The 25,530-nt window shown below is 64.5% G+C and carries 25 protein-coding genes; 15 read left to right on the top strand and 10 right to left on the bottom strand.

Translation table 11 applies throughout. The features are described from left to right. Positions 1–167: 167 nt before the first annotated feature. Together NDN01_RS05330 and NDN01_RS05325 are read left to right on the top strand one after the other, a co-directional pair. On the top strand, positions 168–1,544 hold the full coding sequence (locus NDN01_RS05330) for a cation:proton antiporter (protein ID WP_272626329.1): 1,377 nt from the start codon (positions 168–170) through the stop codon (positions 1,542–1,544). A gap of 60 nt (positions 1,545–1,604) precedes the next feature. After that, positions 1,605–2,816, top strand: a complete 1,212-nt coding sequence (locus NDN01_RS05325) for an alginate export family protein (protein ID WP_272626328.1) — start codon at positions 1,605–1,607, stop codon at positions 2,814–2,816. A 63-nt stretch (positions 2,817–2,879) separates the two neighbouring features. On the opposite strand, the gene NDN01_RS05320 is transcribed toward NDN01_RS05325, so the two are convergent. After that, positions 2,880–3,218, bottom strand: a complete 339-nt coding sequence (locus NDN01_RS05320) for a hypothetical protein (protein WP_272626327.1) — start codon at positions 3,216–3,218, stop codon at positions 2,880–2,882. A 124-nt stretch (positions 3,219–3,342) separates the two neighbouring features. Between NDN01_RS05320 and NDN01_RS05315 the strand changes: the two genes are divergently transcribed. Together NDN01_RS05315 and NDN01_RS05310 are read left to right on the top strand one after the other, a co-directional pair. Next, positions 3,343–3,840, top strand: coding sequence for a pyridoxamine 5'-phosphate oxidase family protein (locus tag NDN01_RS05315; protein WP_272626326.1), 498 nt, complete (start codon positions 3,343–3,345; stop codon positions 3,838–3,840). A gap of 245 nt (positions 3,841–4,085) precedes the next feature. Then, a complete protein-coding gene (locus NDN01_RS05310; protein ID WP_272628035.1) occupies positions 4,086–5,435 on the top strand; it encodes an MFS transporter in 1,350 nt (449 codons plus the stop codon). Between the two features lie 45 nt (positions 5,436–5,480). Here NDN01_RS05310 and NDN01_RS05305 read toward each other — a convergent pair whose 3' ends face one another. The 3 genes from NDN01_RS05305 to eno form a co-directional block, all read right to left on the bottom strand. Then, entirely contained in the window at positions 5,481–7,211 is a 1,731-nt protein-coding gene (locus NDN01_RS05305) for a DUF885 domain-containing protein (protein ID WP_272626325.1), read from the bottom strand. Positions 7,212–7,304: 93 nt separating this feature from the next. Then, on the bottom strand, positions 7,305–7,619 hold the full coding sequence (locus tag NDN01_RS05300; protein WP_272626324.1) for an FtsB family cell division protein: 315 nt from the start codon (positions 7,617–7,619) through the stop codon (positions 7,305–7,307). Positions 7,620–7,671: 52 nt separating this feature from the next. After that, complete coding sequence (gene eno, locus NDN01_RS05295; RefSeq protein ID WP_272626323.1) at positions 7,672–8,949, bottom strand: phosphopyruvate hydratase; 1,278 nt, start codon at positions 8,947–8,949, stop codon at positions 7,672–7,674. 143 nt (positions 8,950–9,092) lie between these two features. Here eno and NDN01_RS05290 point away from each other — a divergent pair, with 143 nt between their 5' ends. The 5 genes from NDN01_RS05290 to NDN01_RS05270 all read left to right on the top strand — a co-directional run bounded on the left by NDN01_RS05290 (position 9,093) and on the right by NDN01_RS05270 (position 11,174). After that, positions 9,093–9,689 carry a hypothetical protein gene (locus tag NDN01_RS05290; protein WP_272626322.1) on the top strand — a complete coding sequence of 199 codons (597 nt, stop codon included), beginning with the start codon at positions 9,093–9,095 and terminating at the stop codon, positions 9,687–9,689. Positions 9,690–9,711: 22 nt separating this feature from the next. Further along, positions 9,712–10,071, top strand: a complete 360-nt coding sequence (locus NDN01_RS05285) for a phage holin family protein (protein WP_272626321.1) — start codon at positions 9,712–9,714, stop codon at positions 10,069–10,071. Next, positions 10,068–10,445, top strand: coding sequence for a DUF3618 domain-containing protein (locus NDN01_RS05280; RefSeq protein WP_272626320.1), 378 nt, complete (start codon positions 10,068–10,070; stop codon positions 10,443–10,445). The genes NDN01_RS05285 and NDN01_RS05280 overlap by 4 nt, the downstream gene beginning before the upstream one ends. Beyond that, positions 10,442–10,861 carry a hypothetical protein gene (locus NDN01_RS05275; protein ID WP_272626319.1) on the top strand — a complete coding sequence of 140 codons (420 nt, stop codon included), beginning with the start codon at positions 10,442–10,444 and terminating at the stop codon, positions 10,859–10,861. Before NDN01_RS05280 ends, NDN01_RS05275 begins: the two co-directional genes overlap by 4 nt. An 82-nt stretch (positions 10,862–10,943) precedes the next feature. Further along, positions 10,944–11,174, top strand: a complete 231-nt coding sequence (locus tag NDN01_RS05270; protein WP_272626318.1) for a DUF4170 domain-containing protein — start codon at positions 10,944–10,946, stop codon at positions 11,172–11,174. A 190-nt stretch (positions 11,175–11,364) separates the two neighbouring features. Here NDN01_RS05270 and NDN01_RS05265 read toward each other — a convergent pair whose 3' ends face one another. The 5 genes from NDN01_RS05265 to carA form a co-directional block, all read right to left on the bottom strand. Continuing rightward, complete coding sequence (locus tag NDN01_RS05265; RefSeq protein ID WP_272626317.1) at positions 11,365–11,895, bottom strand: rhomboid family intramembrane serine protease; 531 nt, start codon at positions 11,893–11,895, stop codon at positions 11,365–11,367. Positions 11,896–11,999: 104 nt separating this feature from the next. Then, complete coding sequence (gene greA / locus NDN01_RS05260) at positions 12,000–12,476, bottom strand: transcription elongation factor GreA (protein ID WP_272626316.1); 477 nt, start codon at positions 12,474–12,476, stop codon at positions 12,000–12,002. Between the two features lie 77 nt (positions 12,477–12,553). After that, the gene (gene carB / locus NDN01_RS05255; protein WP_272626315.1) at positions 12,554–15,889 is read right to left on the bottom strand and encodes a carbamoyl-phosphate synthase large subunit; all 3,336 of its coding nucleotides are present in this window, start codon (positions 15,887–15,889) and stop codon (positions 12,554–12,556) included. Then, complete coding sequence (locus NDN01_RS05250) at positions 15,889–16,251, bottom strand: ribonuclease E inhibitor RraB (RefSeq protein ID WP_272626314.1); 363 nt, start codon at positions 16,249–16,251, stop codon at positions 15,889–15,891. The genes carB and NDN01_RS05250 overlap by 1 nt, the downstream gene beginning before the upstream one ends. Beyond that, positions 16,248–17,528, bottom strand: coding sequence for a glutamine-hydrolyzing carbamoyl-phosphate synthase small subunit (gene carA / locus NDN01_RS05245; RefSeq protein WP_272626313.1), 1,281 nt, complete (start codon positions 17,526–17,528; stop codon positions 16,248–16,250). The genes NDN01_RS05250 and carA overlap by 4 nt, the downstream gene beginning before the upstream one ends. Before the next feature lie 128 nt (positions 17,529–17,656). Between carA and NDN01_RS05240 the strand changes: the two genes are divergently transcribed. The 4 genes from NDN01_RS05240 to rpoD all read left to right on the top strand — a co-directional run bounded on the left by NDN01_RS05240 (position 17,657) and on the right by rpoD (position 22,491). Further along, complete coding sequence (locus NDN01_RS05240; protein WP_272626312.1) at positions 17,657–18,109, top strand: GatB/YqeY domain-containing protein; 453 nt, start codon at positions 17,657–17,659, stop codon at positions 18,107–18,109. Positions 18,110–18,185: 76 nt separating this feature from the next. Then, positions 18,186–18,593, top strand: coding sequence for an endonuclease domain-containing protein (locus NDN01_RS05235; RefSeq protein ID WP_272626311.1), 408 nt, complete (start codon positions 18,186–18,188; stop codon positions 18,591–18,593). Continuing rightward, positions 18,590–20,464 carry a DNA primase gene (dnaG, locus tag NDN01_RS05230; protein ID WP_272626310.1) on the top strand — a complete coding sequence of 625 codons (1,875 nt, stop codon included), beginning with the start codon at positions 18,590–18,592 and terminating at the stop codon, positions 20,462–20,464. The genes NDN01_RS05235 and dnaG overlap by 4 nt, the downstream gene beginning before the upstream one ends. Then, entirely contained in the window at positions 20,464–22,491 is a 2,028-nt protein-coding gene (rpoD, locus tag NDN01_RS05225) for an RNA polymerase sigma factor RpoD (RefSeq protein WP_272626309.1), read from the top strand. The genes dnaG and rpoD overlap by 1 nt, the downstream gene beginning before the upstream one ends. A gap of 51 nt (positions 22,492–22,542) precedes the next feature. Here the strand turns inward: rpoD and NDN01_RS05220 are convergent, their stop codons facing one another. After that, positions 22,543–23,295 carry a polysaccharide lyase family 7 protein gene (locus NDN01_RS05220; protein ID WP_272626308.1) on the bottom strand — a complete coding sequence of 251 codons (753 nt, stop codon included), beginning with the start codon at positions 23,293–23,295 and terminating at the stop codon, positions 22,543–22,545. 531 nt (positions 23,296–23,826) lie between these two features. Between NDN01_RS05220 and NDN01_RS05215 the strand changes: the two genes are divergently transcribed. Both NDN01_RS05215 and NDN01_RS05210 read left to right on the top strand, forming a co-directional pair. Continuing rightward, complete coding sequence (locus NDN01_RS05215) at positions 23,827–24,492, top strand: DUF6975 family protein (protein WP_272626307.1); 666 nt, start codon at positions 23,827–23,829, stop codon at positions 24,490–24,492. Positions 24,493–24,610: 118 nt separating this feature from the next. Further along, a complete protein-coding gene (locus tag NDN01_RS05210; RefSeq protein WP_272626306.1) occupies positions 24,611–25,465 on the top strand; it encodes an AAA family ATPase in 855 nt (284 codons plus the stop codon). The last annotated feature ends 65 nt before the right edge of the window (positions 25,466–25,530 follow it).

The following is a 25,530-nucleotide window of genomic DNA, read 5'->3' as shown; positions in this document are numbered from 1 at the left end:
TACTATGTGGCCGCGTCGCAACAGCCGGGAGGCTCGAGCCGGAAAAATGACAACGAGCGGCACCCGGGCTGCATTTTCCAGTTGCGCCGCCCGCCCGATTTCTTCCCCTTCATGACTGCGGTGACCTGGATTGCCGCGGGGAAAAACCGAAACGGGGGAGGAATCATATGGCCGAAGGGGTCATCGACAGCATCTGGTCAACGGTCGGCGGCGTGCTGTCAGCCCATGGTCCGGCAGCGCCGGCCGCGGCCGCAAGCTATACGCCGGGCGACTTCAGCGTCCATTTCTTCCTCCAGCTCGCGGTGATCCTGCTGGCCTGCCGGGTGGTCGGCTGGGCCGGCAAGAAATTCCTCGGCCAGCCCCAGGTGGTCGGCGAGATGATCGCCGGCGTCATCCTGGGGCCGTCGCTGCTCGGCCTGCTTTTCCCGGGCCTGCAAGGGGCGATCTTCCCCAAGGAGACTCGCAGCGTCCTCTATGCCGGATCGCAGCTCGGCGTCGGGCTTTACATGTTCCTGGTCGGCACCACGCTTCAGCTCGACAAGTTCAAGTCGAAGGCGAAGAGCGCGATGAGCGTCTCCTTCGCCGGGATCGCCGCGCCCTTCCTGATCGCCTTCCTGATCACGCCCTTCCTGCTTGGCGTGCCGGGCCTGTTCGCGAAGGATATCTCGCCCGCCAACGCCACCCTGTTCATGGGCGCCTGCATCGCGCTGACCGCGTTCCCGATGCTCGCCCGGATCATCAACGAGCGCGGCCTTGCCGACACGTCGCTCGGCACGCTGTCGCTGACGGCCGGGGCCTTCGACGATGCCGTTTCCTGGTGCGTGCTGGCGGTAGTGCTGGCGACCTTCGGCGGGGGACCCGGCGTCGCGGTGCTCGCGATTGGCGGCGGCCTCGCGTATGCGGCGTTCATCGTCCTCTTCGGCCAGCGCTTGCTCGCGCCCCTCGGCCGGGCGGTCGAGCGCGCCGGGGAAATGAGCGTCACCGTGCTCGCCATTACCTTGATGCTGTTCTGCATGTCCGCCTTCCTGATGGATGCGGTCGGCATCCATGCCATCTTCGGCGGCTTCATCCTGGGCGTCGTGATGCCGCGCGGCCTGTTCGCCGAGCAGCTCAAGAAGAAGATCGAGCCGCTCGCGGTCGTCCTGCTGCTGCCGATGTTCTTCACTTATTCAGGACTCAACACCCGGCTGGACATGGTCAACTCTCCCATGCTGCTGCTGATCGCGCTCGGCATCCTGGCGGCATCGATCCTCGCCAAGGGCGGCGCCTGCTATCTCGCGGCGCGGATCGCGGGCGAGGACAACCGCACGGCGCTCGGCATTGGCGCGCTGATGAACTCGCGCGGGCTGATGGAGCTGATCATCATCAATATCGGCCTGCAAAAGGGCATCATCGGCCCGACGCTCTTCTCGATGCTGGTGCTGATGGCGATCGTCACGACGATGATGGCCGGCCCCCTGTTCGAGCTGGTCTATGGCCGCGACGCGCGCGCCTCGGGCGAGCTCGGCGCGATCGACGGCGGGCTTGCCGCCGAACCGGCCTGAAGGCTCCCCCCGGAGCGGACGGCCAAGCGCCGCCCGCTTCCCTTTCCTGAAGGATTTCCCATGAGCAGGACGATGGCGCGGGCCCTTGGGCTCGCGGCGCTGGGATATGCACAGTCCGCCACGGCGCAGGACGTGACGCTGAAGCCGCTGGCCGATGCGCGCCTCCGCTACGAGCATGTCGATCAGGACGGCATTGCCGACAAGGCCGATGCAGTGACCTTGCGAATCCGCAGTGGCGTGCAGGCAAGCACCGGTCCCTGGACGGCGCTGGTCGAGAGCGAGGCGACGATCGGGATCGGCAACCATTATAATGACGGGTTCAACGGCAGGCCGCTGCCGCTGGTCCTCGATCCGCAGAATATCGAGCTCAATCGGGCGCAGATCCGGTACGCAGCGCACAAGACCAGCGTCACCGTGGGGCGGCAGGTGCTCGATCTCGCTGACCAGCGCTTCGTTGGCCCGGCGCCCTGGCGCCAGAACGAGCAGACCTTCGACGCGGTGCGCGTGGCCTGGGCGGGCATTCCCCGCCTGACCATCGATGCGAGCTATGTCTGGAGCGTCCGCACCGTGAACGGCATCGACGGCACCGGCGCCCGCCCGACCGCGGTGCCAGGCAGCAACTGGTTCGGCCTGGTCAGCTATGCCGCGCCGATCGGCACGCTCACCGGCTTCGCCTATCTGGTCGATCAGGACCTGGCTGCCTTGCAGGGGTATCGCCTGTCGAGCCAGAGCTATGGCGTGCGCTTCGCCGGGAGCCAGCCCGTCGCCCCGGGGTGGAAGCTAGGCTATATCGCCAGCGCGGCGCGCCAGAGCGACTATCGCCGCAACCCGAACCGTTATGCGGCGAACTATTATCTCGCCGAGGCAAGTCTCACCGGCAAAGTCCTCGCCGCGACCGCCGGGTACGAAGTGCTCGGCGCCGATCATGGCACCGCACTCACCAGCTTCCAGACGCCGCTCGCCTCACTCTTCCGGTTCCAGGGCTGGGCCGGCAAGTTCGGTACCACGCCGCCCAACGGCATTCGCGATCTCTACGGGACGCTTGGCGCGAACTGGAAGATGAAGGGGCCGATCAGCGGCATCGGGTTCGTCGCGACCTGGCATCATTTCGAGAGCGACCGCCTGTCGCAGCATTATGGGGACGAGATCGACCTGCTCGCCCAGGCGAAACTCCACCGATTCACGGTCGCCGCACGGCTGGCGCGCTACAAGGCAGACTGGTTCCAGACCGATACGACCAAGGGCTTCCTGTCGGTGGAATGGGTTCTTTAGGAAATCACGGCCGAAACCCGGCCAACCATTAGCCCGAACGGATCGGGGATTACGGGCAGCGCCCTAGGCCGCCTCGACCGCGATCAACGCCTCGACATATTTCGCATCGTTGGCGTGGAACAGCGCGCTCGCGGGGAATTCACGCTCGGTCAGCTGCAGCTCATTGAGCCCGGCCAGCTTGAACGTGCCGATCTTCTCCTCGCGGGGCGGCTTGCCGTCCTTCTCGATCGCAACGGCATCGATGAACAGGTCGCCATGCTTCGTATAGATCACGTGCGGCGCCAGCGTCATGGTGACGCGGTTATAGGTCGCGACCACGCAGCGCTTGCGCACGATCGCCTCGAAAATGGTCGGAACCGGACCCTGCGGCACAGCCTTGTCGCTCTCGATCGCTAGTTTCATGCGTGAACGCATACAATAATATGCTGCATCGCAGCAAGTGGGGATCGACGAACCGAGTGCCCGATTTGGGGGAACTTGCGCAATCGCCCGCCCGTTCGGACCGGGCAACATGAAGGATATCGCCATGCCAGACACGCAGGACATCACCGCCAAATTCTGGAAATCACTCCGCTCCGACATGACCGTGATGCTTGGGCTCGACGGAGTCGAGGACGGCCGTGCCCAGCCGATGACCGCCCAGATCGACGGCGACGAAGATCGCGGTCCGATCTGGTTCTTCACCTCGAAAGAGACCGATCTCGCCAGGGAGCTGCGCGAAGGCCAGGCCAGCCGGGCGCTCGCCCATTTCGCCTCGAAGGGACATGACCTGTTCGCCAGCATCCATGGCACGCTGTCGCTGTCCGACGACCGCGCGGTGATCGACCGGTTGTGGAATCCCTTCGTCGCAGCCTGGTTCGAAGGCGGCAAGGACGACCCCAAGCTTCAGCTGCTCCGCCTCGATCCCGAACGCGCGCAGATCTGGCTCAACGGCTCAAGCCTGCTCGCCGGCGTGAAGACATTGCTCGGCGTCGATCCGAAGCAGGATTACAGGGACAAGGTCGCCGAAGTTTCGCTCACCTGATCGTACTACCTCCGGGGCGGTCGAAGCACCGCTCCGGCCCTTCGAAATATTTCCCAAAGTCGGTTTTTTTGTCGCATAGGCGGTGAGTGACGACTCCGCCCTCCTTTCCCGCGGATACCGGCGCCGCAGGCACGTCGGGCGCGCAAGGCTTCGCGCTCGGGTTTCTCGGCCGCGGGCAGGAACCGGACAAGCACAATGCGGGCGACGGACTTCCCCTCCCGCGCCGCTACGTCGCCATCGCCGCCATGTCCTTCGGATCAGCGCTGGTCATCATCGACGGCGGCGTCGCCAATGTCGCATTGCCGACCATCGCGCGCGATCTCGGTGTCCAGCAAAGCGCGGTCGTCTCCGTGGTCACGGTCTATCAGGTGATGCTCGTGATGCTGCTCCTGCCCTTTGCCGGGCTGGGAGAGCGGATCGGGCTCAAGAACGCCTATCAGGCGGGCCAGGCGATCTTCACCGTCGCGACCATCCTGTGCTTTTTCGCCAAGAGCCTGCCCTTCCTCCTGATCGTGCGCGCCGCGCAGGCGATCGGCGCCGCCGGGGTGCTCAGCGTATCCTCGGCCCTGATCCGCCAGATCTATCCCTCCAACCAGCTCGGTCGCGGGCTCGGCATCAATTCGGTGGTGGTGACCAGTTCGGCGGCGATCGCACCGACCATCGGCGGCCTGATCCTGTCAGTGGCGCCCTGGCCCTGGGTGTTCGCCAGCGCGGTACCCTTCGCGCTTGCCAGCCTCGCGCTGGGCCGCGCGATCCCCAACCCGCGCGCGCGCCACGCCACCTTCGACGTGTACGGCGCCGTGCTCTGCGCCTCGATGTTCGGCCTGGTGATCGGCGGGCTGGAGAGCATGGTCCATGGCGACAGCCCGGTCGTCTCCGCCGCGATCGTTCTGGTCGGCATCATCATCGGCATCTATTTCGTCCGGCGCGAGCGCGGCGAGCCCAATCCGATCCTGCCGATCGACCTGCTGGTGCGCCCGGTGCTGGCGCTCTCCGCGATCGGCGGCTTCATCGCCTTCACCGCGTCGATGACCCTGCTCATCTCGACGCCCTTCCGCCTCCACGCGCTTGGCTTCAGCGCCGCGGCGATCGGCGCCGCCATCGCCCCCTGGCCCCTGACCAACATGATCGTGGCGCCGGCGGCGGGCTTCCTGTCGGATCGCGTGCCTGCTGGCATCCTGGGCGGCATCGGCATGGCCGTTTCCGTCGTCGCCCTGTTGCTCATCGCCTTCATGCCAGCTGACCCGACCCTGTTCGACATCGCCTGGCGGATGGCGCTGTGCGGGTCTGGCTTCGGCCTCTACCTGCCCCCCAATGCCCGGCTGCTGGTCGGATCGGCACCGCGCGAGCGGGCCGCCGCCGCGGGAGGACTGGTCTCGACGGTCCGCCTGTCAGGACAGACCACCGGCGCGACCCTCGTCGCCGCGCTGCTGGCGCTCGGCGTCGGCGACGGGCGTATTCCGCCGATGGTCTCGGCCAGCCTCGCGGTGATCGCCGGGCTATGCAGCGTCGCGCGCCTCCGCCCCTCGATCCGCAATCCACGTCCCGAAGAGGCGGAGCACGCCCAGCCCGAAGCGGTGAGCCGGCAACAATAGAGGCAGGACCTGGCCTACCCGCCATATGCGGGTCGGCCCGATCGATCAGAACACAGCCTTGCCGTCGTCGCCCATCATCGCCTTGCGCACCAGCGGGATCGGCGGACCGCCATAGCTGAGGAACTGATCGTGGAATGCCTTCCACCCCTTTCGCCCGCCATGAGTCGCGGTCCAGTCGTCGCGCAGCTTGCGGATCATCAGCTTGCCCATCGTGTAGTTGAGATAGGCCGGATCATAGGTGCCGCGCGCCGATTGCTGCTTAGCGCTGCCCTCGTCCTGATAGCATTCGTCGACGAACATCTTGCGCGACTGCTCCTGAGTCATGCCGCGCGCATGCAGGCCGATCGCCGACAGATAGCGGCAGTTGCGCAGCAAGGCGTTGGAAAGCTGCCCTACATGCGTCTCCGGGTCGCCATTGTTGAGCCCGGCATCCCACATCATCTCCTCGGCATAATGTGCCCAGCCCTCGGCATAGGCATAGCCGACGAACAGCCGCCCGAAGAGCGAGGGCGAGTGGTTGGCGTGGCGGAATTGCAGGAAATGCCCCGGCATCACCTCATGGACCGAGGTGAACAGCAAATCCATCTTACCGGGGATGAACCCCGCCTGCTCGGCCGGCGTCCAGGCCGGATCAGGCGGCGAGATATAGTAGATCGACGGAATGCCCTTCTCGAACGGCCCCGGCGGATCGATATAGGCGGAGTTCTGCCGGTTATAGGGTGGGCTCTCCTCGACCAGCGCTTGCTCGGCATCGGGGATCGAAACGATGTCCTTCGCGATCACGAAGGCCCTGAGTTCGGGAATCTGCCGCCGCGCCTCGGCGACCGGACCGCCGACAGGCTTGTTGGCGTTCATTTTCGCCATGCAGGCCGGGATGGTCGCCCCCGGCGTGAATTGAGCGCACGCAGCCTTCAGCGCGTCCTGGTTGCGCTTCATATCCGCCCTGCCCGCCGCTTCGAGCTGGTCGAGCGACACGTCGACGCCCTCGGTCATCTTGATCATACGCGCGAATTTATCGGCGCCCAGCGCGAAACCCTGAGTCGCCGTGCCCCGCTGGCTTTCGACATAGGCGGCCAGATCGTGCATCGATTTCGCCGCCGCGGCCGAGACCTGGTTGAACTCGTCCTGCAGCACCGGGCTCTGCACGCCGGCAAAAGCCTTTTTCGCGTCGCCGGTGTAATAATCGGCGAACCCGTTGAAGCCGGCGACGCTGTAATTGATGAAGCTCAGCGGCATCGGCGTCTTCAGGTTCGCGCGGATGTTCGCCGCGGCGCCCGGCACCTTGCGCAGGAACTTGATCATCGCCTTCATCCGGGTCGGCGCATCGGCATAATTGCGGGCGACATAGACGTTCGGGTCAAGGCCCGCGCCGATATACCAGGCAGGATTGGTGTGGGGCTGATCGGCATCGGTCAGCCAGAACAGCTTTCCTTCGGCGACCTGCACCAGATAATCGCGCTCGAACGCGTCCTGCTTGCTCATCTTGCCGGCATCGAACGCCGATGCCTTCACGATCGAGGCGCGCAGGAAATCGGCCTGCCGCTTCAGTCCCGCCTCGCTCCAGTCGCCGAGCCCGCCGTCGAAATCATGCCGTCCCTGATAGACCGCATTGGCCGGATCGAGCTTGAACCATCCTTCGATAAAGGCGTCGCGAAAGGTCGCCCAGCTGCCGGTCGGCAGTGCCAGTTCGGCATCGTTCGACATGGGCTTCGTTTCCGACGGCCCGCATGCCGTCACCGCCAGCAAGGCGATTCCGGCAAGCAATATCCTGCGCATACCCGCTCCCTTTGATTCGTTTATCGGGGAATGCTGGCAGCTTGGCGCTTCCTGCGCCAGCCCGGGCGGAAGGCCGCCTGCAGCCTGGAGAGGCTATTTGCCCAGATCGACGATCATGTCGTCGGGATGCACCACGTTGAGCTTCCTGCGCGCCAGTTCGTCGACCATGTCCGGATCGGCATGGCGCGGATCGAGCAGCGCGACCCGGTTCTTCAACTCGGCGCGGCGCTTCTCCAGCGCCGCCAGGTCGCCCTCGCGCTTGTTCAGCTGGCGCTGGATATCGCCATAAGCGAGCGCGCCATTCGGCCCCATGATGGCATAGCCGCCGAAAAACGCGCCCACGATCAGCAACGCGGCCGGCGGACCGGCACGACGAAGCAGGGTGCGGAAGGTGGAGCGCTTTGCCATTCCACGATTCTCGCACCATGCGACTCGTGGATCAAGCGGGAATTTTACCTATTCAAGCGCGAAGAATCGACCGGCCGGCATAGACGGCCGACTCGTCGAGTTCCTCCTCGATCCGGATGAGCTGGTTGTACTTGGCGAGCCGGTCGGAGCGCGCGAGGCTGCCCGTCTTGATCTGCCCGCAATTGGTCGCGACGGCGAGATCGGCGATCGTCGCGTCCTCGGTCTCGCCCGAGCGATGCGACATGACGGCGGTATAGGCGCTGCGCTGCGCCAGCGACACCGCCTCGAGCGTCTCGGTCAGCGTGCCGATCTGGTTGACCTTCACCAGCAGCGAGTTGGCGAGGCCATCCTTGATGCCCTGCTTCAGCCGCTTCGGGTTGGTCACGAACAGATCGTCGCCGACCAGCTGGACCTTGTCGCCGATCAGGTCGGTCAGCGCCTTCCAGCCAGTGAAATCGTCCTCGGCCATGCCGTCCTCGATCGAGAAGATCGGATAGCGGCGAGTCAGGTCGGCGAGATATTCAGCCATCTCGTGGCTTGAAAGGATCCTGTTCTCGCCTGAGATGTCGTACTTGCCGTTCTTGAAGAACTCGGTCGCGGCGCAATCGAGCGCCACCATGACGTCGTCGCCCGGCTTGTAGCCGGCCTTTTCGATCGAGCTCATGATGAAGTCGAGCGCGTCGGTGGTCGAGGCGATGTTGGGCGCGAAACCGCCCTCGTCACCGACCGACGTCGCCAGGCCCTTGTCATGCAGGCCCTTCTTCAACGTGTGGAAAATCTCCGAGCCGCAGCGCACCGCCTCGATGATCGAGTCAGCGCCGACCGGCACGATCATGAATTCCTGGAAATCGATCGGATTGTCGGCATGCTCGCCACCATTGATGATGTTCATCATCGGCACCGGCAGCACATGCGCGGAAACCCCGCCGACATAGCGATAGAGCGGCAAGCCGCGCGCATCGGCGGCCGCCTTGGCCACCGCCAGGCTGACGCCGAGGATCGCGTTCGCGCCAAGCCGCCCCTTGTTCTCCGTACCGTCCAGATCGATCATTACCCGGTCGACATCGGCCTGGTCCTCGGCTTCGAGGCCAAGCACCGCGTCGGCGATCTCAGTGTTGACGGCATCGACCGCCTGCTGGACGCCCTTGCCCAGCCAGCGGCTCTTGTCGCCGTCACGCTTCTCGACCGCCTCATGCGCGCCGGTCGACGCGCCCGAGGGAACGGCGGCGCGACCAAAGGAGCCGTCATCGAGCAACACGTCGACTTCGACCGTCGGGTTGCCCCGGCTGTCGAGGATTTGGCGCGCGTGGATGTCGATGATTGCGGTCACTTCATGATCCTTCTAACGATTGAGGCCCCAGGCAGACGGGCGAGCCTCTATCGGCTATCATCGGCGGCGGCAAATCGTCTCGGCCGATGGAACCGGGGGCTGCGCTGGCCGGTTGATGTGGACACGCGAGAAAGGGCGACAGCATGGCTGACGAAACTCCGAAGGCTCCCAGGCCGGCCAAGCCGGTGAAAAAGGCTGCCACCACCGCGACACCGCGCAAGGCGGCCACCGCAGCATCCAAGGATTCGCCCGCCGCCAAGACCCCGAAACCGGCCCCAAAACCGGCCAAGCCGAAGAAAGGCCCGACCGTGGAAACCACGACTGACACCGCCACCCCCCGCTTCAAGACCGAGGCGCGCGCAGCGACGCAGACGTTGAAGGATAGCGCATCGAAGCTGGGCAAGGAAGCAGGCGACAAGGCCCGCGCCTATGCCGAAGACGGCAAGGCCCGTGCGGGCGGCGTCCTGGACGAGCTCGCCAAGATGATGACCGATGCCGCCGGCACCGTCGACGAGAAGGTCGGCCCGCAATATGGCCAATATGCCCGAAGCGCGGCTGATGCCGTCTCCGGCTTCTCCGACTCGATCAAGCAGAAGAATCTCGATGATCTGATCGAGGACGCGCGCGGCTTCGTGAAGAAGAGCCCGGCGATTGCCATCGGCACTGCCGCCGCGATCGGCTTCGTGCTGGTGCGCCTGATCAAGTCGGGCATCGACGCCGCCGACCGCGACGACGCCTGATCCATCGCGCCCCGGGGGGAACATGGCCGAGCGACCGCCGGAAGAGCATGACAGCAACAGCATCGCGGCATTGTTCTCGCGGCTGATCGACGATGCCGAACGCTTCGTGCGTGCCGAGATCAGGCTTTATCGCGCCCAGTTCCTCAGCCGTGTCGGCGAGGCGCGGACGGCGATCATCCTCGGCGTGGTGGCGTTGCTGCTTGCCCAGTCGGCGATGATCGCGACGGTGCTCGGGCTGCTGCTCATTCTTCGGCGTCCGCTGGGCGAGGTCGGGGCGACGATCCTCGTGGTCGTCCTTTCGCTCGGTGCCGCCGCGCTGCTAGTGCGGGCTGCTATCGCCAAGGTGCGCAAGATCACCGAGATCAGGGACAAACCCGAATGAGTGCGCGCCTGAATCTGCCTGAGGCGATCGACGATGCCGCCGACCTCGCCCTGGCGAAACGCCGCGCCGAAGATGCCCGGGCGCGGCTGGCCAGCACTCTTGTCGACATCCAGGCCCGGCTCAACCCCAAGGCCCTTGCCCGCGAGGCCGTGGGAGAATTGAAGGAAGCAGCGCAGGAAATCGCCCGCGAGGGCCTGGAAGGCCTGAAGCGCCATCCTCTCGCGCTGGCCGGCGCCGCCGCGGCGGTCGGCCTGTTCGTCGCACGCGGGCCGCTCAGGCATCTCATCGAGGCCGGTCTCGATGAAACTCCCGAGCCGCCTGCGAGTTTGAAACCCAAACGGGCGCGTGCCCGACGGAAAGGACCCTCCGAATGAACGCCCCCTCCACCGACAAGTCCTCCGCAGCGAAGCCGACGGCCCGCGCCGCCGCCGAAAAGGCGATCGAGACGACGCGGGACACCGCGCGCGAGGCGGCCCGCCGCACCGCCGAGGGAATCGAGGCCAACCCGCTCGCCGTCCTGATCGGCGGCGTGGCGATCGGGGTGCTCGCCGGTGCGGTCATTCCGCGCACCGAACAGGAAGGCAAGCTGCTCGGCCCCGTGGGCAAGCGGCTTAACGACACCGCCACCGGCGCGGCCCAGGCCGCGCGGGACGCCGGCAAGGCGGAGCTCGATGCGCTGGGTCTCAACCGCGACGCCGCACGGGACCAGGTCGGCAAGCTGATCGACGGCGTGGTCAAGGCGCTGTCCAGCGCCGGTGCCGCCGCCACGGCCAAGGCCTCGAACAAGTAACAAAAAGCCGCGCTTGGCGGTTCACCTTGCCCGAATCCCGCTTTAAGGACGAGGCGACTCCTCCCCTTTGGAAGCCCGATCCATGAGCAAGCTCCACCTCGTCTTCGGCGGCCGCGTCAGCGACCCGCAGCATCTCGATTTCGACGATCTCGATTCAATCGAGGTCGTCGGCATCTATCCCGACTATGCGAGCGCCGAGAAGGCATGGCGCTCCGCCGCCCAGCGCACCGTCGACGATGCCGAGATGAAGTTCGTGGTGGTGCACCTGCACCGCCTGCTCCAACCCGACGTGCTGGATATGCCCAAGGGTTGAATTGAAGGACCGGGTCCTCCGGTCTCCCCGTTCATCCTGAGTAGGGACTGAGCTTGTCGAAGGCCCGTATCGAAGGACTGCTGTTGCGCGTGCCGCGTGTCCTTCGATACGCCATTTCGACAAGCTCAATGGCTACTCAGGACGAACGGGGCGAAGATTTCAATAAATACAAGCGCTTCGACCCGCCGGCTCAGGCCTTACGGTAAACCCAGGCGAGCAGCGGCCTAGCCAATGCCACGCCAGCGATCAGGCCGCCGATCGGCTCGACGATGGTTACCGATACGGCGAAGTTCTGCGCCACGATCGCGAAGGCGATCTGGATCGCCAGCCATATGCCGGCGAGGATGGCGATCTGCGCCGTCCGGCTATGGTGCCGCGCGACCGGAATCGCGGCCGGCACGCCATAGAGCATGAAATAGGCGCCGATCACCGCGAACACCGCCGCGTCGAGCCCGGCGCTTGGGATCGGCGAACCGGACGTCAGGATCAGCCGCGCCAGCGCACCGGCATAGGCACCGGCCACGAAGACCACGCCAAGCCCCACCGGGCGGATCGCCTTTTCGACATAACGCCCCGCGATCAGCAGGAAGACCATGTTGAAGATCGCCGAAATGAAATCGCGCGAGAGGAAGGCAGAGGCGAGCGGCGAGAGCCAGGAGCGCAGCGCATCGTCACGCCAAGCACCACCCAGGAAATCGACCGGGATGAAGCCATAGAGCAACGCCGCCCGATCGAGCCCGATCGCGGCGGTGACGAACAGCAGCGCGAACGCCGACAGCGCAACGAGCGCGTCGGTGAATCGGCCCCGCGGAAGATTGATTGCGTTCAGATGAACTCGATCTTCGAGACGACATAATAACGGTCGCCCGACGGCACCGTCACCTCGACCTCGTCCTCGACCTTGCGCCCGATCAGCGCGCGGCCCAGCGGCGAGTTGTACGAGATCCGCCCGCCCTTGGCGTCGGCCTCGGTCTGGCCGACGATCTGGTAGCGGATCGGCTTGTCGTCCTCGTCAAGCAAGGTGACGGTCGCGCCGAACACCACCTTGTCGCCCGACAGGTCGCGCGGATCGATCACCTGCGCACGCGACAGCTTGTCCTCGATATCGGAGATCGATGCCTCGATCTGGCCCTGCCGCTCCTTCGCGGCATGATATTCCGCATTTTCGGAAAGGTCGCCATGCGCGCGCGCTTCCTCGATCGCGTCGACGATGGTCGGGCGCTCCGCTTTAAGGCGCTTCAGGTCCGCATTGAGCTTTTCATAGCCCTCCTGCAGCATCGGCATCTTGTCGACGGTCGCCATCCCTTTAGGTCCTTCGTCAAAAATTCACTTAAAGCCGGCCCTCACGGACCCGCCCGCACGTCTTCTCATGTGGGAAATTATTTGTGCGAGTGCGAATAATAGGATTGCAGGGGCCGTACTTCAAGGCTGCGTGTCGCAAGCGCCACGATCGCCTGTGCCGCGGCAACGCTGGCGGGGGCAGTGGTGAAGTACGGAATCTTCTGATTCAGCGCCGATGCGCGGATCGGTTGTGAGTCCTTCAGCGACTGCCACCCTTCCGTCGTGTTGAAGATCAGGTCGATTCCGCCGTCCTTGATCAGGTCCACGATATGCGGCCTTCCCTGCGCCACCTTGTTGACCCGCTGGACCTCAACACCGTGCGCCGACAGATAATCCGCCGTCCCGCCGGTCGCGACGATGGCGAAACCATGGTCGGCAAGCAGCTTCACACCAGGCAGGACCACCAGCTTGTCGCTGTCCTTCACGCTGACGAACAGGCTGCCCGATTTCGGCAGCACATTGCCGGCACCAAGCTGTGACTTGGCAAAGGCGGTGACGAAATCGCGATCGATCCCCATCACTTCGCCAGTGGACTTCATTTCCGGTGAAAGCACCGGATCGATCCCCGGGAAGCGGTTGAACGGGAACACCGCCTCCTTCACCGCGACATAATCGATCGCGCGGTCGATCCTGGGCAGGTCGGCGAGCTTTTCTCCCGCCATCACCCGCGCGGCGATCTTGGCGACCGGCGCGCCGATCGCCTTCGCGACGAACGGCACGGTCCGGCTGGCGCGCGGATTGACCTCGATCAGATAGACCAGGCCGTCCTTCACCGCGAACTGGATGTTCATCAGACCGACGACCGACAGCGCCCCGGCCAGCGCCGTGGTCTGGCGCTCGATCTCGGCGATGATCTCATCGGGCAGGCTGTAGGGCGGGATCGAGCAGGCGCTGTCGCCCGAATGAACGCCGGCTTCCTCGATATGCTGAAGCACGCCGGCCACCGTCACGTCGACGCCGTCCGAAATCGCGTCGACATCGACCTCGATCGCATCGCGCAGATACTGGTCGATCAGCACGGGCGAATCGCCCGAAACCTGCACCGCCGTCTGGATATAGTCGTCGAGTTGCGCCGGCCCGTCGACAATCTCCATCGCGCGGCCGCCCAGCACATAGCTCGGGCGCATCAGCACGGGATAGCCGATCCGCTCGGCGACCTTGATCGCCTCATCGCGGCTCCGCGCGATGCCGTTGGCCGGCTGGTGCAGGCCGAGTTTGGTGACCAGCGCGGCGAAGCGCTCACGGTCCTCGGCCAGGTCGATCGCGTCGGGGCTGGTGCCGAGGATCGGAATCCCCGCCTGCTCAAGCGCATTGGCGAGGTTCAGCGGTGTCTGCCCGCCGAACTGGACGATCACACCCACCAGCGTGCCGTTCTGCTGCTCGACATGCAGGATCTCGAGCACGTCCTCGGCGGTCAGCGGCTCGAAATAGAGCCGGTCGGAGGTGTCGTAGTCGGTCGACACCGTCTCCGGATTGCAGTTGACCATGATCGTTTCATAGCCGGCATCGGCCAGCGCGAAGCAGGCATGACAGCAGCAATAGTCGAACTCGATCCCTTGCCCGATCCGGTTCGGACCGCCACCGAGGATGACGATCTTCCTGCGGTCCGACGGCATAGCCTCGTTCTCGGGCTCGCCGAAGCTCGGCGCCTCGTAGGACGAGTACATGTACGGCGTCTTCGCCTCGAACTCGGCCGCGCAGGTGTCGATGCGCTTGAACACGGGCCGCACGCCGAGCTTGTGGCGATGCTTGCGCACCTCCTGCTCGGTCACGCCGCCGGTCATCGCCGCGACCGCCTCATGGATCAGACCTGACGAACGCGCGATGCTGCGGTCCATGCCGCCATGAAGATTGGCCGATTTGAGCGCGAGCCAGGCAAGCCTTTTGTCGCTGAAGCCCATCGACTTCAGCCGCCGCATGCCGGCTGCGTCCTGTGGCAGGCCGCCCCGGCAAACCTCCTCCTCGGCCTCGATGATCTCGGCGATCCGCTCGAGGAACCAGGGATCGTACTTCGCGATTCCATGCACCTCGGCGACGGTGAAGCCTTCGCGCAGCGCCTGCGCCGCGACGAGCAGCCTGTCGGGCGTGGCACGGGCCAGCGCCGCCTCGATCTCGTCGCGCGGCGCGCCGACCAGCGCATCGACCTGGTTGAAGCCGCTCAGGCCCGTTTCCAGGCCGCGCAGTGCCTTCTGCATCGATTCGTGGATGTTGCGGCCGATCGCCATCACCTCGCCGACCGACTTCATCGCGGTCGACAGGATCGGCTCCGCACCCTTGAACTTCTCGAAGGCGAAACGCGGGATCTTGGTGACGACATAGTCGATCGTCGGCTCGAACGATGCCGGCGTCGCCCCGGTGATGTCGTTGATGATCTCGTCGAGCGTGTAGCCGACCGCCAGCTTGGCGGCGACCTTGGCGATCGGGAAGCCGGTCGCCTTGGAGGCGAGCGCGGACGAGCGCGACACGCGGGGGTTCATCTCGATCACGACCAGGCGGCCATCCTTCGGATTCACCGCGAACTGAACGTTCGAACCACCTGTTTCCACGCCGATTTCACGCAGCACCGCGATGCTCGCGTTGCGCATGATCTGATATTCCTTGTCGGTCAGCGTCAGCGCCGGCGCGACGGTGATGGAATCGCCCGTATGGACGCCCATCGGATCGACATTCTCGATCGAACAGATGATGATGCAATTGTCGTTGCGATCGCGCACGACCTCCATCTCATATTCTTTCCAGCCGAGCAGCGATTCCTCGATCAGCACCTCGGTGGTGGGCGACGCATCGAGCCCCTTGCGCACGATCTCCTCGAACTCGGCGCGGTTATAGGCAATGCCCCCGCCCGATCCGCCCATGGTGAAGCTTGGGCGGATGATCGCCGGCAGGCCGGTCGTCTCAAGCCCGGCCAACGCCTCTTCCAGCGTGTGCGCGATGGCCGAACGGGCGGATTCGAGCCCGATCTTGTCCATCGCGTCGCGGAACTTCAGCCGGTCCTCGGCCTTGTCGATCGCTTCGGCATCGGCGCCGATCATCTGCACGCCGAATTTCGCCAGCGTGCCGTCGTTGAACAGCGCGAGCGCGGTATTGAGCGCCGTCTGCCCGCCCATCGTCGGCAGGACGGCGTCAGGCCGCTCCTTCTCGATGATCTTGGCGACGATCTCCGGCGTGATCGGCTCGACATAGGTCGCATCGGCCAGTTCGGGGTCGGTCATGATCGTCGCCGGGTTCGAATTGACCAGGACGATGCGATAGCCCTCCTCGCGCAGCGCCTTGATCGCCTGCGTGCCGGAATAATCGAACTCGCACGCCTGGCCGATCACGATCGGACCAGCGCCAATGACGAGGATGGAGGAGATGTCAGTGCGTTTTGGCATTAGTGGCTCGATCCCGTTTCGGCCATGCAGCCCCAACCTTCATATTCCACGTCGTAAAGTATCTCGATCTGCAGGCATTGAAGCGTCAGCGCCTTGATCGAAGCAGCGTCCGCCTTCTGCTCCCGCGCCAGGAAGAGCGATATGCCGCCTTCCTCATTCTCCTCGCGGTCGATCACCGCGAAGCCAAGTTCCCCGGCATTCTCGGCAAGGCGGTCCAGCGCCTCTTCGTCACCGCTGAAGCTCACATCGACCGCCCGGGGAATGTCCGGCCTGTCGCCATTCTTCGCAAGGCTCGCAAGCACATCCTGGTCGCCGAGCCATTCCTGCTCGAACCTGGTCTGATCCACCTCGGGGAGCGTCATGCCGCTTTCTCCAGCGAGCCGACGAACTTCTCGAACAGATAGAAGCTGTCCTGCGGGCCCGGGCTCGCCTCGGGGTGGTATTGCACGCTGAAGGCGGGCCGGTCGGTCAACTCGAACCCGGCATTGGAGCCGTCGAACAGCGACACATGAGTCTCGCGCGCCGTCGCCGGCAGCGTTTCGCTCAGCACCGCGAAGCCGTGGTTCATGCTGGTGATCTCGACCGCGCCGTCGCTCAGCCGCTTGACCGGATGGTTCGCGCCGCGATGGCCCTGGAACATCTTCGTCGTCTCGGCCCCGACCGCAAGGCCGAGAAGCTGGTGACCAAGGCAGATGCCGAACAGCGGGATACGGGTCTCCAGCAGCGCCTGGATCACAGGCACCGCATAGTCGCCGGTTGCGGCGGGGTCGCCCGGGCCGTTCGAGAGGAAGATGCCGTCGGGCTTCAGCGCCATGACCTGGTCGAACGTGGCGGTCGCCGGCAGCACGCTGACCTTGGCGCCGGCCTTGACCAGGTTGCGGTAGATGTTGCGCTTGGCGCCGTAGTCGATCGCGACGACATGGGGCCTTCTTCCTCCCCTCCCGCTTGCGGGAGGGGATTGAGGGGTGGGCTCGCGCTCACCGTCTTCGATATCGCCTGTTGAAGCCGGGAGCCCACGCCCGGCCCCTCCCGCAGGCGGGAGGGGGGAAGAAGTGTCGTCATAACCGAAACCGAGCCGCCAGATGCCGCCTTCCCAGCCATAATGAGTCTCGGTGGTGACCGAGATGGCGAGGTCCATGCCCTCTAGCCCCGGCCACGCCTTCGCCATCTCAAGCAGCAGCGGAATGTCGAACTTGCCGTCAGCGCGATGCGAGATCACCCCGTTCGGCGCGCCGCCGGTGCGGATGCGCCGGGTAAGCGCGCGGGTATCGATGCCGGAAAGGCCGATTCGGTCGTGCCGCTTCATCCAGTCGTCGAGCCGTTCGACCGAGCGGAAGTTGGACGGCGCGGTCACATCCTCGCGAACGATGATGCCGAGCGCGTGCGGGTCGTTCGCCTCCACGTCATCGGGATTGGCGCCGACATTGCCGATATGCGGGAAAGTGAAGGTGATGATCTGCCCAGCGAAGGAAGGATCGGTCATCACCTCTTGATAGCCAGTCATCGCGGTGTGGAAGCACACCTCGCCGACGGCCTCGCCCTCGGCGCCGAATCCGCGCCCCCACGCAATGTCCCCATTGGCGAGGACGAGGACTCCCGTCGCTCCTTCGGGCGCAGTTACGGGTTTGGCGTCGGCCATCGTGGCGGGCACTCCTTCGGGTTTCGATGTCGCTAAGCGGCGGTCGCTAAGCCTCGCGGGCCGGAGCGTCAATCTGTTAAAGATACGGCGGCCGCGCTATCTGTACGGATTACCGAAAAGGACCGACAATGATTCGCGACGACATCAAGGCCGCGCTCGTCACCGCCATGAAGGGCGGAGACAAGCCAGGCACCGCCGCCCTCCGCCTGATCCAGTCGGCGATCAAGAACCGCGATATCGAGGCACGCACCGGCAAGGCGCCCGAGGACGACGACACGCTGGTGGTCGAAGTGCTGCAGAAAATGGTCAAGCAGCGCCGCGAATCGATCGAGATGTTCGTGAAGGGCGGCCGCCAGGAACTGGCCGACGCCGAATCCGCCGAGGTCGCGGTGATCGAGCGCTTCCTGCCGCAGCAGATGAGCGAGGCGGAGACGTCAGCCGCGATCGAGGCGATCAAGGCTGAACTCGGCGCCAGCGGCATGAAGGACATGGGCCGGGTGATGGCGGAACTGAAGGCTCGCCACGCGCAGAGCCTGGACATGAGCAAGGCGAGCGGGCTGGTGAAGGCGGCTTTGGCGTAAAGTGGAAAACCTGGGCGCAGATCACGACAGCAGTGACTCTGCGTCTCCCCTCCCGCCTGCGGGAGGGGACCGAGGGGTGGGCGCCCGGTTTCGGCTGGGCAGGCCGACCGAGAGAGCACGCGAGCTTCGCAAAGAACCGACACTCCACGAGAAGCTGTTATGGCAGCATTTGAAGGGTTCTCGTCTCCAAGGGCTGAAATTCAGCCGACAAATGCCGGTGGCGGATTTCTTTCCAGACTTCGTCTGCCGGTCACAAAGGCTGGTGGTGGAGCTTGATGGCCATCAACATGGCGAGAATCAGGAATATGATGAGAAGCGTACGCGGCTGATCGAGGCAGCCGGTTATCGCGTTCTCCGTTTCTGGAACAACGATCTGACATTGAATATGGACGGAGTACTGGAGACTATCGCCAACGCTGCGGATTTGGCGGGCCGGGAGCCCACCCCTAGCCCCTCCCGCAAGCGGGAGGGGGGCAGAAAATGAGTCTCTCACCCCAGTTCCTCGATGAGCTTCGCGCACGCACCCTTCTGTCGTCGCTGATCGGCCGCACCACCAAGCTGCAAAAGGCCGGCCGCGAGTTCCGTGCCTGCTGCCCGTTCCACAACGAGAAATCGCCCAGCTTCTACGTCAACGACGACAAGGCGTTCTACCATTGCTTCGGCTGCGGCGCGCATGGCGACGCGATCCGCTGGATGACCGATCAGCGCGGCCTGCCCTTCATGGATGCGGTGAAGGAACTCGCCCAGGCAGCCGGCATGGAGATGCCGGCGATGGACCGCCAGTCGGCCGAGCGCGCCGAACGGGCGAAGGGGCTGCACGAGGCCTGCGCCGACGCCGCCGCCTGGTTCACCGACCAGCTCAACGGCATCGCCGGTGCCGAAGCGCGTGGCATCCTCGAACGCCGTGGCATCCGCGCCGATACAGCAAGGGAGTTCGGCCTCGGCTTCGCCCCCGATTCGCGCGGCAAGCTGAAGGATGCGCTCAAGGACTATGGCGATCCGATGCTGGTCGAGACCGGCCTGCTGATCTCGGTCGAGGGCAAGGAGCCGTACGACCGGTTTCGCGGCCGCCTGATGATCCCGATCCGCGACCCGCGCGGCCGGCCGATTGCGTTCGGCGGGCGGATCATCGGCGACGGCGAGCCCAAATATCTCAACTCGCCCGAGACACCGCTCTTCGACAAGGGCCGCACCCTCTACAATCTCGATCGCGCCGCTCCGGCCAGCCGCAAGAGCGGCCGCGTGCTGGTGGTCGAGGGCTATATGGACGTGATCGCCCTCGCCCAGGCCGGTTTCGGCGAAGCGGTCGCACCGCTCGGCACCGCACTGACCGAGGCGCAGCTCGAACGGCTCTGGCGCCTCAACGACGTGCCGATCCTCTGCTTCGACGGCGATTCGGCCGGGCAGAAGGCAGCGATGCGCGCCGCCCTGCGCGCGTTGCCGATGCTCGCACCCGGCCGCAGCCTCGCTTTCGTCACCCTGCCCGAGGGCGTCGACCCGGACGATCTGGTCCGCGCCAAGGGGCCTGCGGCGTTCGAGGATCTGCTCCGCACGCCCGAGCCGCTGGTCGACCGCCTTTGGGCCTACGAGCTCGCTGCCGAGCCTCTCGTCACGCCCGAACAGAAGGCGGGCCTGAAGATGCGCCTCAATGAGCACGCCCATTCGATCACCGACAAGAATGTCAGCATCGAATATCAGGCCGAATTCCGACGCCGCTTCGAAAATCTCTATGCCAAGGTGCGCGAGCCGTTCCGCCCGTTCCAGCCGGCCGCCAAACGCAAGCCCGGCCAGAAATGGAAGGCGCCCGACCCGCCCGTTTCCGACATCGCCAAGGGCGTCCGTGCCACCGGAATCGACCGAATCCTGGCAAAAGCGGTACTCGCCGGCCTGATCCGCCACCCGGCCGAGATTGCCCGTCACATGGAAGTTCTCGGATCGCTGAAGCTCGCCGACGGGGCACTCGGGCGGCTATTCGAGGCGGTCGTCGACCTGGCCGTCGAAGATCAGGCGCTTGATAGCGAGGGCTTGCTCACCATATTGGCAAAATCAGGATTCGATAACATCGCAAGTGATCTGCTACGGGCCGACCAATTATCGTGTTCGTTCACGCAGAAAGGTGCCGAACCCGCGAGAGCGAGGGAGGACCTGGACGAGGCCATCGCCATCCTTGTGGCGCGGCCTGAAGTGGACGCGGCGCTGGCGGAAGCAACGGTGGCGCTCAAGGCGCGTTATTCGGACGAAGCCTTTGAACGGCAGGTTTCGCTGGTGAAGGAACAACAGGCGCTCGACGCACGACTTGCAAATCTGGTGCAAGCGAACGAAGACGCCAGAGCTTTAGGTACCGAGGGCAATTAATGGCGAAGACGGAAATGGCGGACGTCGCTGACACGACCGAGAACAGCGATGCGCCGCTGATCGATCTCAACGACGCGTCGATCAAGAAGCTGGTCGCCCGCGCGAAAAAGCGTGGCTACATCACCTATGAGCAGCTCAACGAGGCGCTGCCGCAGGATCAGATGTCGTCCGACCAGCTCGAAGACGTGATGTCGGCGCTGAACGAGATGGGCATCAACATCGTCGAGAACGATGAAGCCGGAGAGGACGGCGAAGAGGCCGACCAGCAGGAGGAAGAGGTCGAATCGGTCGATTCGTCCGAGGAAAGCGCGCCCGCGCTCGAGACCAAGAAGAAAGAGGTCATCGACCGCACCGACGATCCGGTGCGCATGTACCTGCGCGAGATGGGCGCGGTCGAACTGCTCAGCCGCGAGGGCGAGATCGCCATCGCCAAGCGGATCGAAGCCGGCCGGGACACGATGATCCTGGGCCTGTGCGAGAGCCCGATCACCTTCAACGCGATCATCGACTGGTCGACCGCCCTCAATGAAGGCACGATGCAGCTGCGCGAGATCCTGGATCTCGACGCGATGCTGTCGAAGGATCCCGCGCCCGAATCGCTTACCGACGAAGAGGATGGCTCGGGCGAAATCTCCGAAAAGACCGCCGGCCCCTCGTTCAAGGAAGAGGAAGAGCCTGAAGAGGCGGCCGCCGACGAGGACGAGGATTCGATGACCGAGCGGCGCACGCCGCGGCCGTCGGACGACGAGGAGGAGGACAACACCCTCAGCCTCGCCCAGATGGAGGAACAGCTCAAGCCGCAGGCGCTCGAGCGGTTCGCCAACATCACGGCGATCTACAAGAAATTCTCCCGGATGCAGCAGCAGCGCCTCGAGGCGATGGCGGCGGGCGGAGAACTGTCGGCAGCCGAGGAGCGCAAATACCAGAAGCTGCGCGAGGACCTCACCGCAGAGGTCGAGAGCGTCCAGTTCCACAACGCGAAGATCGAATATCTCGTCGATCAGCTCTATGCCTTCAACCGGCGCCTGACCGCGCTTGGCGGCCAGATGCTGCGCCTTGCCGAGCGCCACAAGGTGCCGCGCAAGGACTTCCTCGACCGCTATATCGGCCATGAGCTCGACGAGCAGTTCCTGCCGAGCGTGTCGAAGCTCGACAAGAAATGGATCGCCTTCGTCGCGAACGAGAGCGAGGGGGCCGATCGAATCCGCATCGAGATTTCGGAGATCAGCCAGGCGACCGGCATGTCGCTCGGCGAGTTTCGCCGCATCGTCAACATGGTCCAGAAGGGCGAGCGCGAGGCGCGTATCGCCAAGAAGGAAATGGTCGAGGCGAACCTGCGCCTCGTGATCTCGATCGCGAAGAAATATACGAACCGCGGCCTTCAGTTCCTGGATCTCATCCAGGAGGGCAATATCGGCCTGATGAAGGCAGTCGATAAGTTCGAATATCGCCGCGGCTACAAGTTCAGCACGTACGCCACCTGGTGGATCCGCCAGGCGATCACCCGCTCGATCGCCGACCAGGCCCGCACGATCCGCATCCCTGTCCATATGATCGAGACGATCAACAAGCTGGTGCGGACCAGCCGCCAGTTCCTCCACGAGCAGGGCCGCGAGCCAACGCCCGAGGAAATGGCCGAGCGCCTGTCGATGCCGCTCGAAAAGGTCCGCAAGGTGATGAAGATCGCCAAGGAGCCGATCTCCCTCGAAACGCCGATCGGCGACGAGGAGGATTCGCATCTCGGCGATTTCATCGAGGACAAGAACGCCATCATCCCGGTCGACGCGGCGATCCAGGCGAACCTCAAGGAAACGGTCACCCGGGTCCTTGCCTCGCTCACCCCGCGCGAGGAACGCGTGCTGCGCATGCGCTTCGGCATCGGCATGAACACCGATCACACGCTGGAAGAAGTCGGCCAGCAATTCTCGGTCACGCGCGAGCGTATCCGCCAGATCGAGGCCAAGGCGCTCCGCAAGCTCAAGCATCCGTCGCGGTCACGCAAGATGCGCAGCTTCCTCGACCAATAGGCGGGAGCGATGCGGCAGGCCCGGCGATACGGGCCTGCCGCATCCCAGATCTCAACTGCTGAAGGTAAGGCTGGAAAATGTCACGCTACAATTCCCCGCATCCTGCAGGTAGCAGCCAGCCTTGAAATAGACACTCTTGCTCGAATTGTCCCAATAGCCGAAATTGGTCGTGAAGTCGTGGACCGTACTACCATAGGTCACCTGGATACGGTTATTGCTGCCATATTCCATCGTAGCCTGCGTATAGCTGGATGTGGTCGCGGGGCCGAGATCGAAATATTCGACCGCGGCGCTGCCGGTCCCGGTACGATAGACTGCCCAGATGTGATTGCTGACACCTGACCGGCTGGCATAGAATTCGAGACGCAGGATCGGGTCCTGCGTCGACTCGCCGAAAATCTGGCCGACAGTGAATTCGTCGGAGTAACTCCCGCCGTTCTGCAGCTTGATCTTGCCCGACCATGTCTTGCCAGTTGCCGACCCGCTGAACGATTTGCCGCGCAGCTCGACGCGGTCGCTCTTGTTGCCGCCGGTGAAGGCGAACAACATGTTGCCGCTATCCAGGCGCCAGTTATCGATATCGATCTTGAAGGACTGCATGTCAGCCGTCGTCAGGCAGGTGCTTGTCGATTGCACCTGCAACGCCTGGCTGTTGTCGATGACGGTCTTGTACTTGCTGGCCGAATAAGGCGAGTTGGTCGTGTCGGTCGTGGTGTTGCAGCCGAACGCCAGAGCCGGCGTCGCCGCCAGCCCCAACGAACATCCAAATACCGCGAGTCCGACGCGCAGAGTGCCGATGTTCATGATCCTCTCCATTCTTCTGTTCACCGGCGCCCGTGCGAGCCGTGCCCGGAGAATGAAAAGTTATCATACAACTGACACCGGTATCAATTCGATATGCCCAATTTCGGTTCGGATAAACTGTCCAACTGCCAGGCTCTTTCTCGCAAGCGGCACCGGAACGACGTCACTGTGCCAAGGTCGAAATCGTCTGGCGCCGGGCAAGAGGGAGTCACGCCGCCCGCTAGGCTTTGTCGACCTGTCGGCACCTGAGCCACCAGGTAGCTTCGGAACCGGTTCTTTCTATCGCAAGACACCCGAACACTCGCGAGCCCCTTGCAATGGACAATGGAGGCGGTGCCCAGCCTTGAAGCAGGATGAACCGACGCGAATACGCGGCGGGACGATGCCCGTCGGAGCCCGTGAGCTATCGTGGTTGAGACAGACTTAATCGCCTCTAAACCAGGTCTTTACGCCCTTCGGTATAATACATGGCTTCATTGGTGAAACCGCGCCCGGATTGGCCGGCGCGTTCAAAGAGAAACCCGGGGGGTCATGGCTTTCGATTCGGCACTTGGTCAACGCATCGGCGGCAGCTGGGGCACCATTGCCACGCTCGCGTCGGTCGACGGGACCGCGACTCATCCGATGCCGCGCGCGCTGTCGGGCCCGACCGTCGCCGTGCGCGACCTGACCGATGCGGTCCATGCCCTGTGCTGGCTCCATGGCCGCCATCCCGGCGTGATCGATCACGCCGTCGTCCATAGTCACCAGCCCACGGCGCATGACTGGCTGGAAAGCGCTGCCGCTGCTTTCATCGAGGAGCGGACGTATCTCGCGCGGCTCACCGCCGCCGCCGGCCCCCTGCCCTCGACCCCGGGCCAGGCCGAGTCGGAGGCAGCCGTCGCCGGCCAGCGCCACGCGCTGGACATGCTTGCCCAGTCGGATCGTACCGGCTGCGCGACCGGCGCCGCGATCGCCCTGGTACTTGATTGGGCGGCCGTCCGTGTCATGCTCGATGCCGCGGCCCGTCGCTTCGGCATCACGCCGCCAGTCTCAAGCCTCCCCGACGAGATGGAAACCGCCTCCCTGGTCTCAGCGCTCGCCGAAACGCCCGCGATCGAGCGGGCCATGGCATTCGGCGCACAGCAGATCCTCGCCCAGCATCGCGGCCTGTGGGACCTGCTCGAAGCCCGCGCGAGCGCTCGCAACCACCAGTAAGCCGGCTCCCGCCGGAGCAGTAAGCCGGGTCCTGCCGAGGGCAGTAAACCGGCTTGCGCCGGGCGGCACAATCCTTCTATCCCCAAACCCGATATTCGAAACGGGATTGGACGACTGCATGAAGCGCTTCGAGGGCACGCAAAGCTATGTCGCGACCGACGATTTGAAGGTCGCGGTCAACGCCGCCGTCACCCTGCGCCGCCCCCTGCTCGTCAAGGGCGAACCCGGCACCGGCAAGACTGTCCTCGCCTATGAAATCGCCAAGGCGGTCGGTGCGCCGCTGATCGAATGGAATGTCAAATCGACCACCAAGGCGCAACAGGGCCTGTATGAATATGACGCGGTCGCCCGGTTGCGCGACGGCCAGCTCGGCGACGAGCGGGTACACGACATCTCCAACTACATCCGCCGCGGCAAATTGTGGGAGGCCTTCACCGCCCCCGAGGTGCCCGTCCTGCTGATCGACGAGATCGACAAGGCCGATATCGAATTCCCGAACGACCTTCTCCAGGAGCTCGATCGCATGGAGTTCCATGTCTACGAGACCAAGGAAACGGTCCGCGCGGTCGAACGCCCGATCGTCGTCATCACCTCGAACAACGAAAAGGAACTGCCCGACGCGTTCCTGCGCCGGTGCTTCTTCCACTACATCAAATTCCCCGACCGGGAGACGATGCAGGCAATCGTCGATGTGCATTTCCCCGGCATCCAGAGGCTGCTGGTGTCGAAGGCGATGGACATCTTCTACGACGTCCGCGACGTGCCCGGCCTGAAGAAGAAGCCCTCGACCAGCGAACTGCTCGACTGGCTCAAGCTGCTCCTGCACGAGGAAATGCCCCTCGATGTGCTGCAGAACCGCGACCCTACCAAGGCGATCCCCCCGCTCCACGGCGCGCTGCTCAAGAACGAGCAGGACGTGATGCTGTTCGAGCGCCTCGCCTTCATGGCGAAGAGGCAGGCGAACAAGGCCTGAGATTTAGCTCCGACGCACTTTAGACGCGTTCCGCTTTCTCGATTCCATTCTCCGACCCCCGGCTT

This window comes from Sphingomonas sp. QA11 (assembly GCF_028473665.1).
GTDB classification, from domain to species: Bacteria; Pseudomonadota; Alphaproteobacteria; order Sphingomonadales; family Sphingomonadaceae; genus Sphingomonas; species Sphingomonas phytovorans.
The sequence above is the reverse complement of the archived record's forward strand: the minus strand, read 5'-3'. Positions and strand labels throughout refer to the sequence as shown.

Coding starts and splice junctions, on each gene's coding strand:
- NDN01_RS05330 (WP_272626329.1), top strand. CDS start 168: ATGGCCGAAGGGGTCATCGACAGCATCTGGTCAACGGTCGGCGGCGTG.
- NDN01_RS05325 (WP_272626328.1), top strand. CDS start 1,605: ATGAGCAGGACGATGGCGCGGGCCCTTGGGCTCGCGGCGCTGGGATAT.
- NDN01_RS05320 (WP_272626327.1), bottom strand. CDS start 3,218: ATGAAACTAGCGATCGAGAGCGACAAGGCTGTGCCGCAGGGTCCGGTT.
- NDN01_RS05315 (WP_272626326.1), top strand. CDS start 3,343: ATGCCAGACACGCAGGACATCACCGCCAAATTCTGGAAATCACTCCGC.
- NDN01_RS05310 (WP_272628035.1), top strand. CDS start 4,086: ATGTCCTTCGGATCAGCGCTGGTCATCATCGACGGCGGCGTCGCCAAT.
- NDN01_RS05305 (WP_272626325.1), bottom strand. CDS start 7,211: ATGCGCAGGATATTGCTTGCCGGAATCGCCTTGCTGGCGGTGACGGCA.
- NDN01_RS05300 (WP_272626324.1), bottom strand. CDS start 7,619: ATGGCAAAGCGCTCCACCTTCCGCACCCTGCTTCGTCGTGCCGGTCCG.
- NDN01_RS05290 (WP_272626322.1), top strand. CDS start 9,093: ATGGCTGACGAAACTCCGAAGGCTCCCAGGCCGGCCAAGCCGGTGAAA.
- NDN01_RS05285 (WP_272626321.1), top strand. CDS start 9,712: ATGGCCGAGCGACCGCCGGAAGAGCATGACAGCAACAGCATCGCGGCA.
- NDN01_RS05280 (WP_272626320.1), top strand. CDS start 10,068: ATGAGTGCGCGCCTGAATCTGCCTGAGGCGATCGACGATGCCGCCGAC.
- NDN01_RS05275 (WP_272626319.1), top strand. CDS start 10,442: ATGAACGCCCCCTCCACCGACAAGTCCTCCGCAGCGAAGCCGACGGCC.
- NDN01_RS05270 (WP_272626318.1), top strand. CDS start 10,944: ATGAGCAAGCTCCACCTCGTCTTCGGCGGCCGCGTCAGCGACCCGCAG.
- greA (WP_272626316.1), bottom strand. CDS start 12,476: ATGGCGACCGTCGACAAGATGCCGATGCTGCAGGAGGGCTATGAAAAG.
- carB (WP_272626315.1), bottom strand. CDS start 15,889: ATGCCAAAACGCACTGACATCTCCTCCATCCTCGTCATTGGCGCTGGT.
- NDN01_RS05250 (WP_272626314.1), bottom strand. CDS start 16,251: ATGACGCTCCCCGAGGTGGATCAGACCAGGTTCGAGCAGGAATGGCTC.
- carA (WP_272626313.1), bottom strand. CDS start 17,528: ATGGCCGACGCCAAACCCGTAACTGCGCCCGAAGGAGCGACGGGAGTC.
- NDN01_RS05240 (WP_272626312.1), top strand. CDS start 17,657: ATGATTCGCGACGACATCAAGGCCGCGCTCGTCACCGCCATGAAGGGC.
- dnaG (WP_272626310.1), top strand. CDS start 18,590: ATGAGTCTCTCACCCCAGTTCCTCGATGAGCTTCGCGCACGCACCCTT.
- rpoD (WP_272626309.1), top strand. CDS start 20,464: ATGGCGAAGACGGAAATGGCGGACGTCGCTGACACGACCGAGAACAGC.
- NDN01_RS05220 (WP_272626308.1), bottom strand. CDS start 23,295: ATGAACATCGGCACTCTGCGCGTCGGACTCGCGGTATTTGGATGTTCG.
- NDN01_RS05215 (WP_272626307.1), top strand. CDS start 23,827: ATGGCTTTCGATTCGGCACTTGGTCAACGCATCGGCGGCAGCTGGGGC.
- NDN01_RS05210 (WP_272626306.1), top strand. CDS start 24,611: ATGAAGCGCTTCGAGGGCACGCAAAGCTATGTCGCGACCGACGATTTG.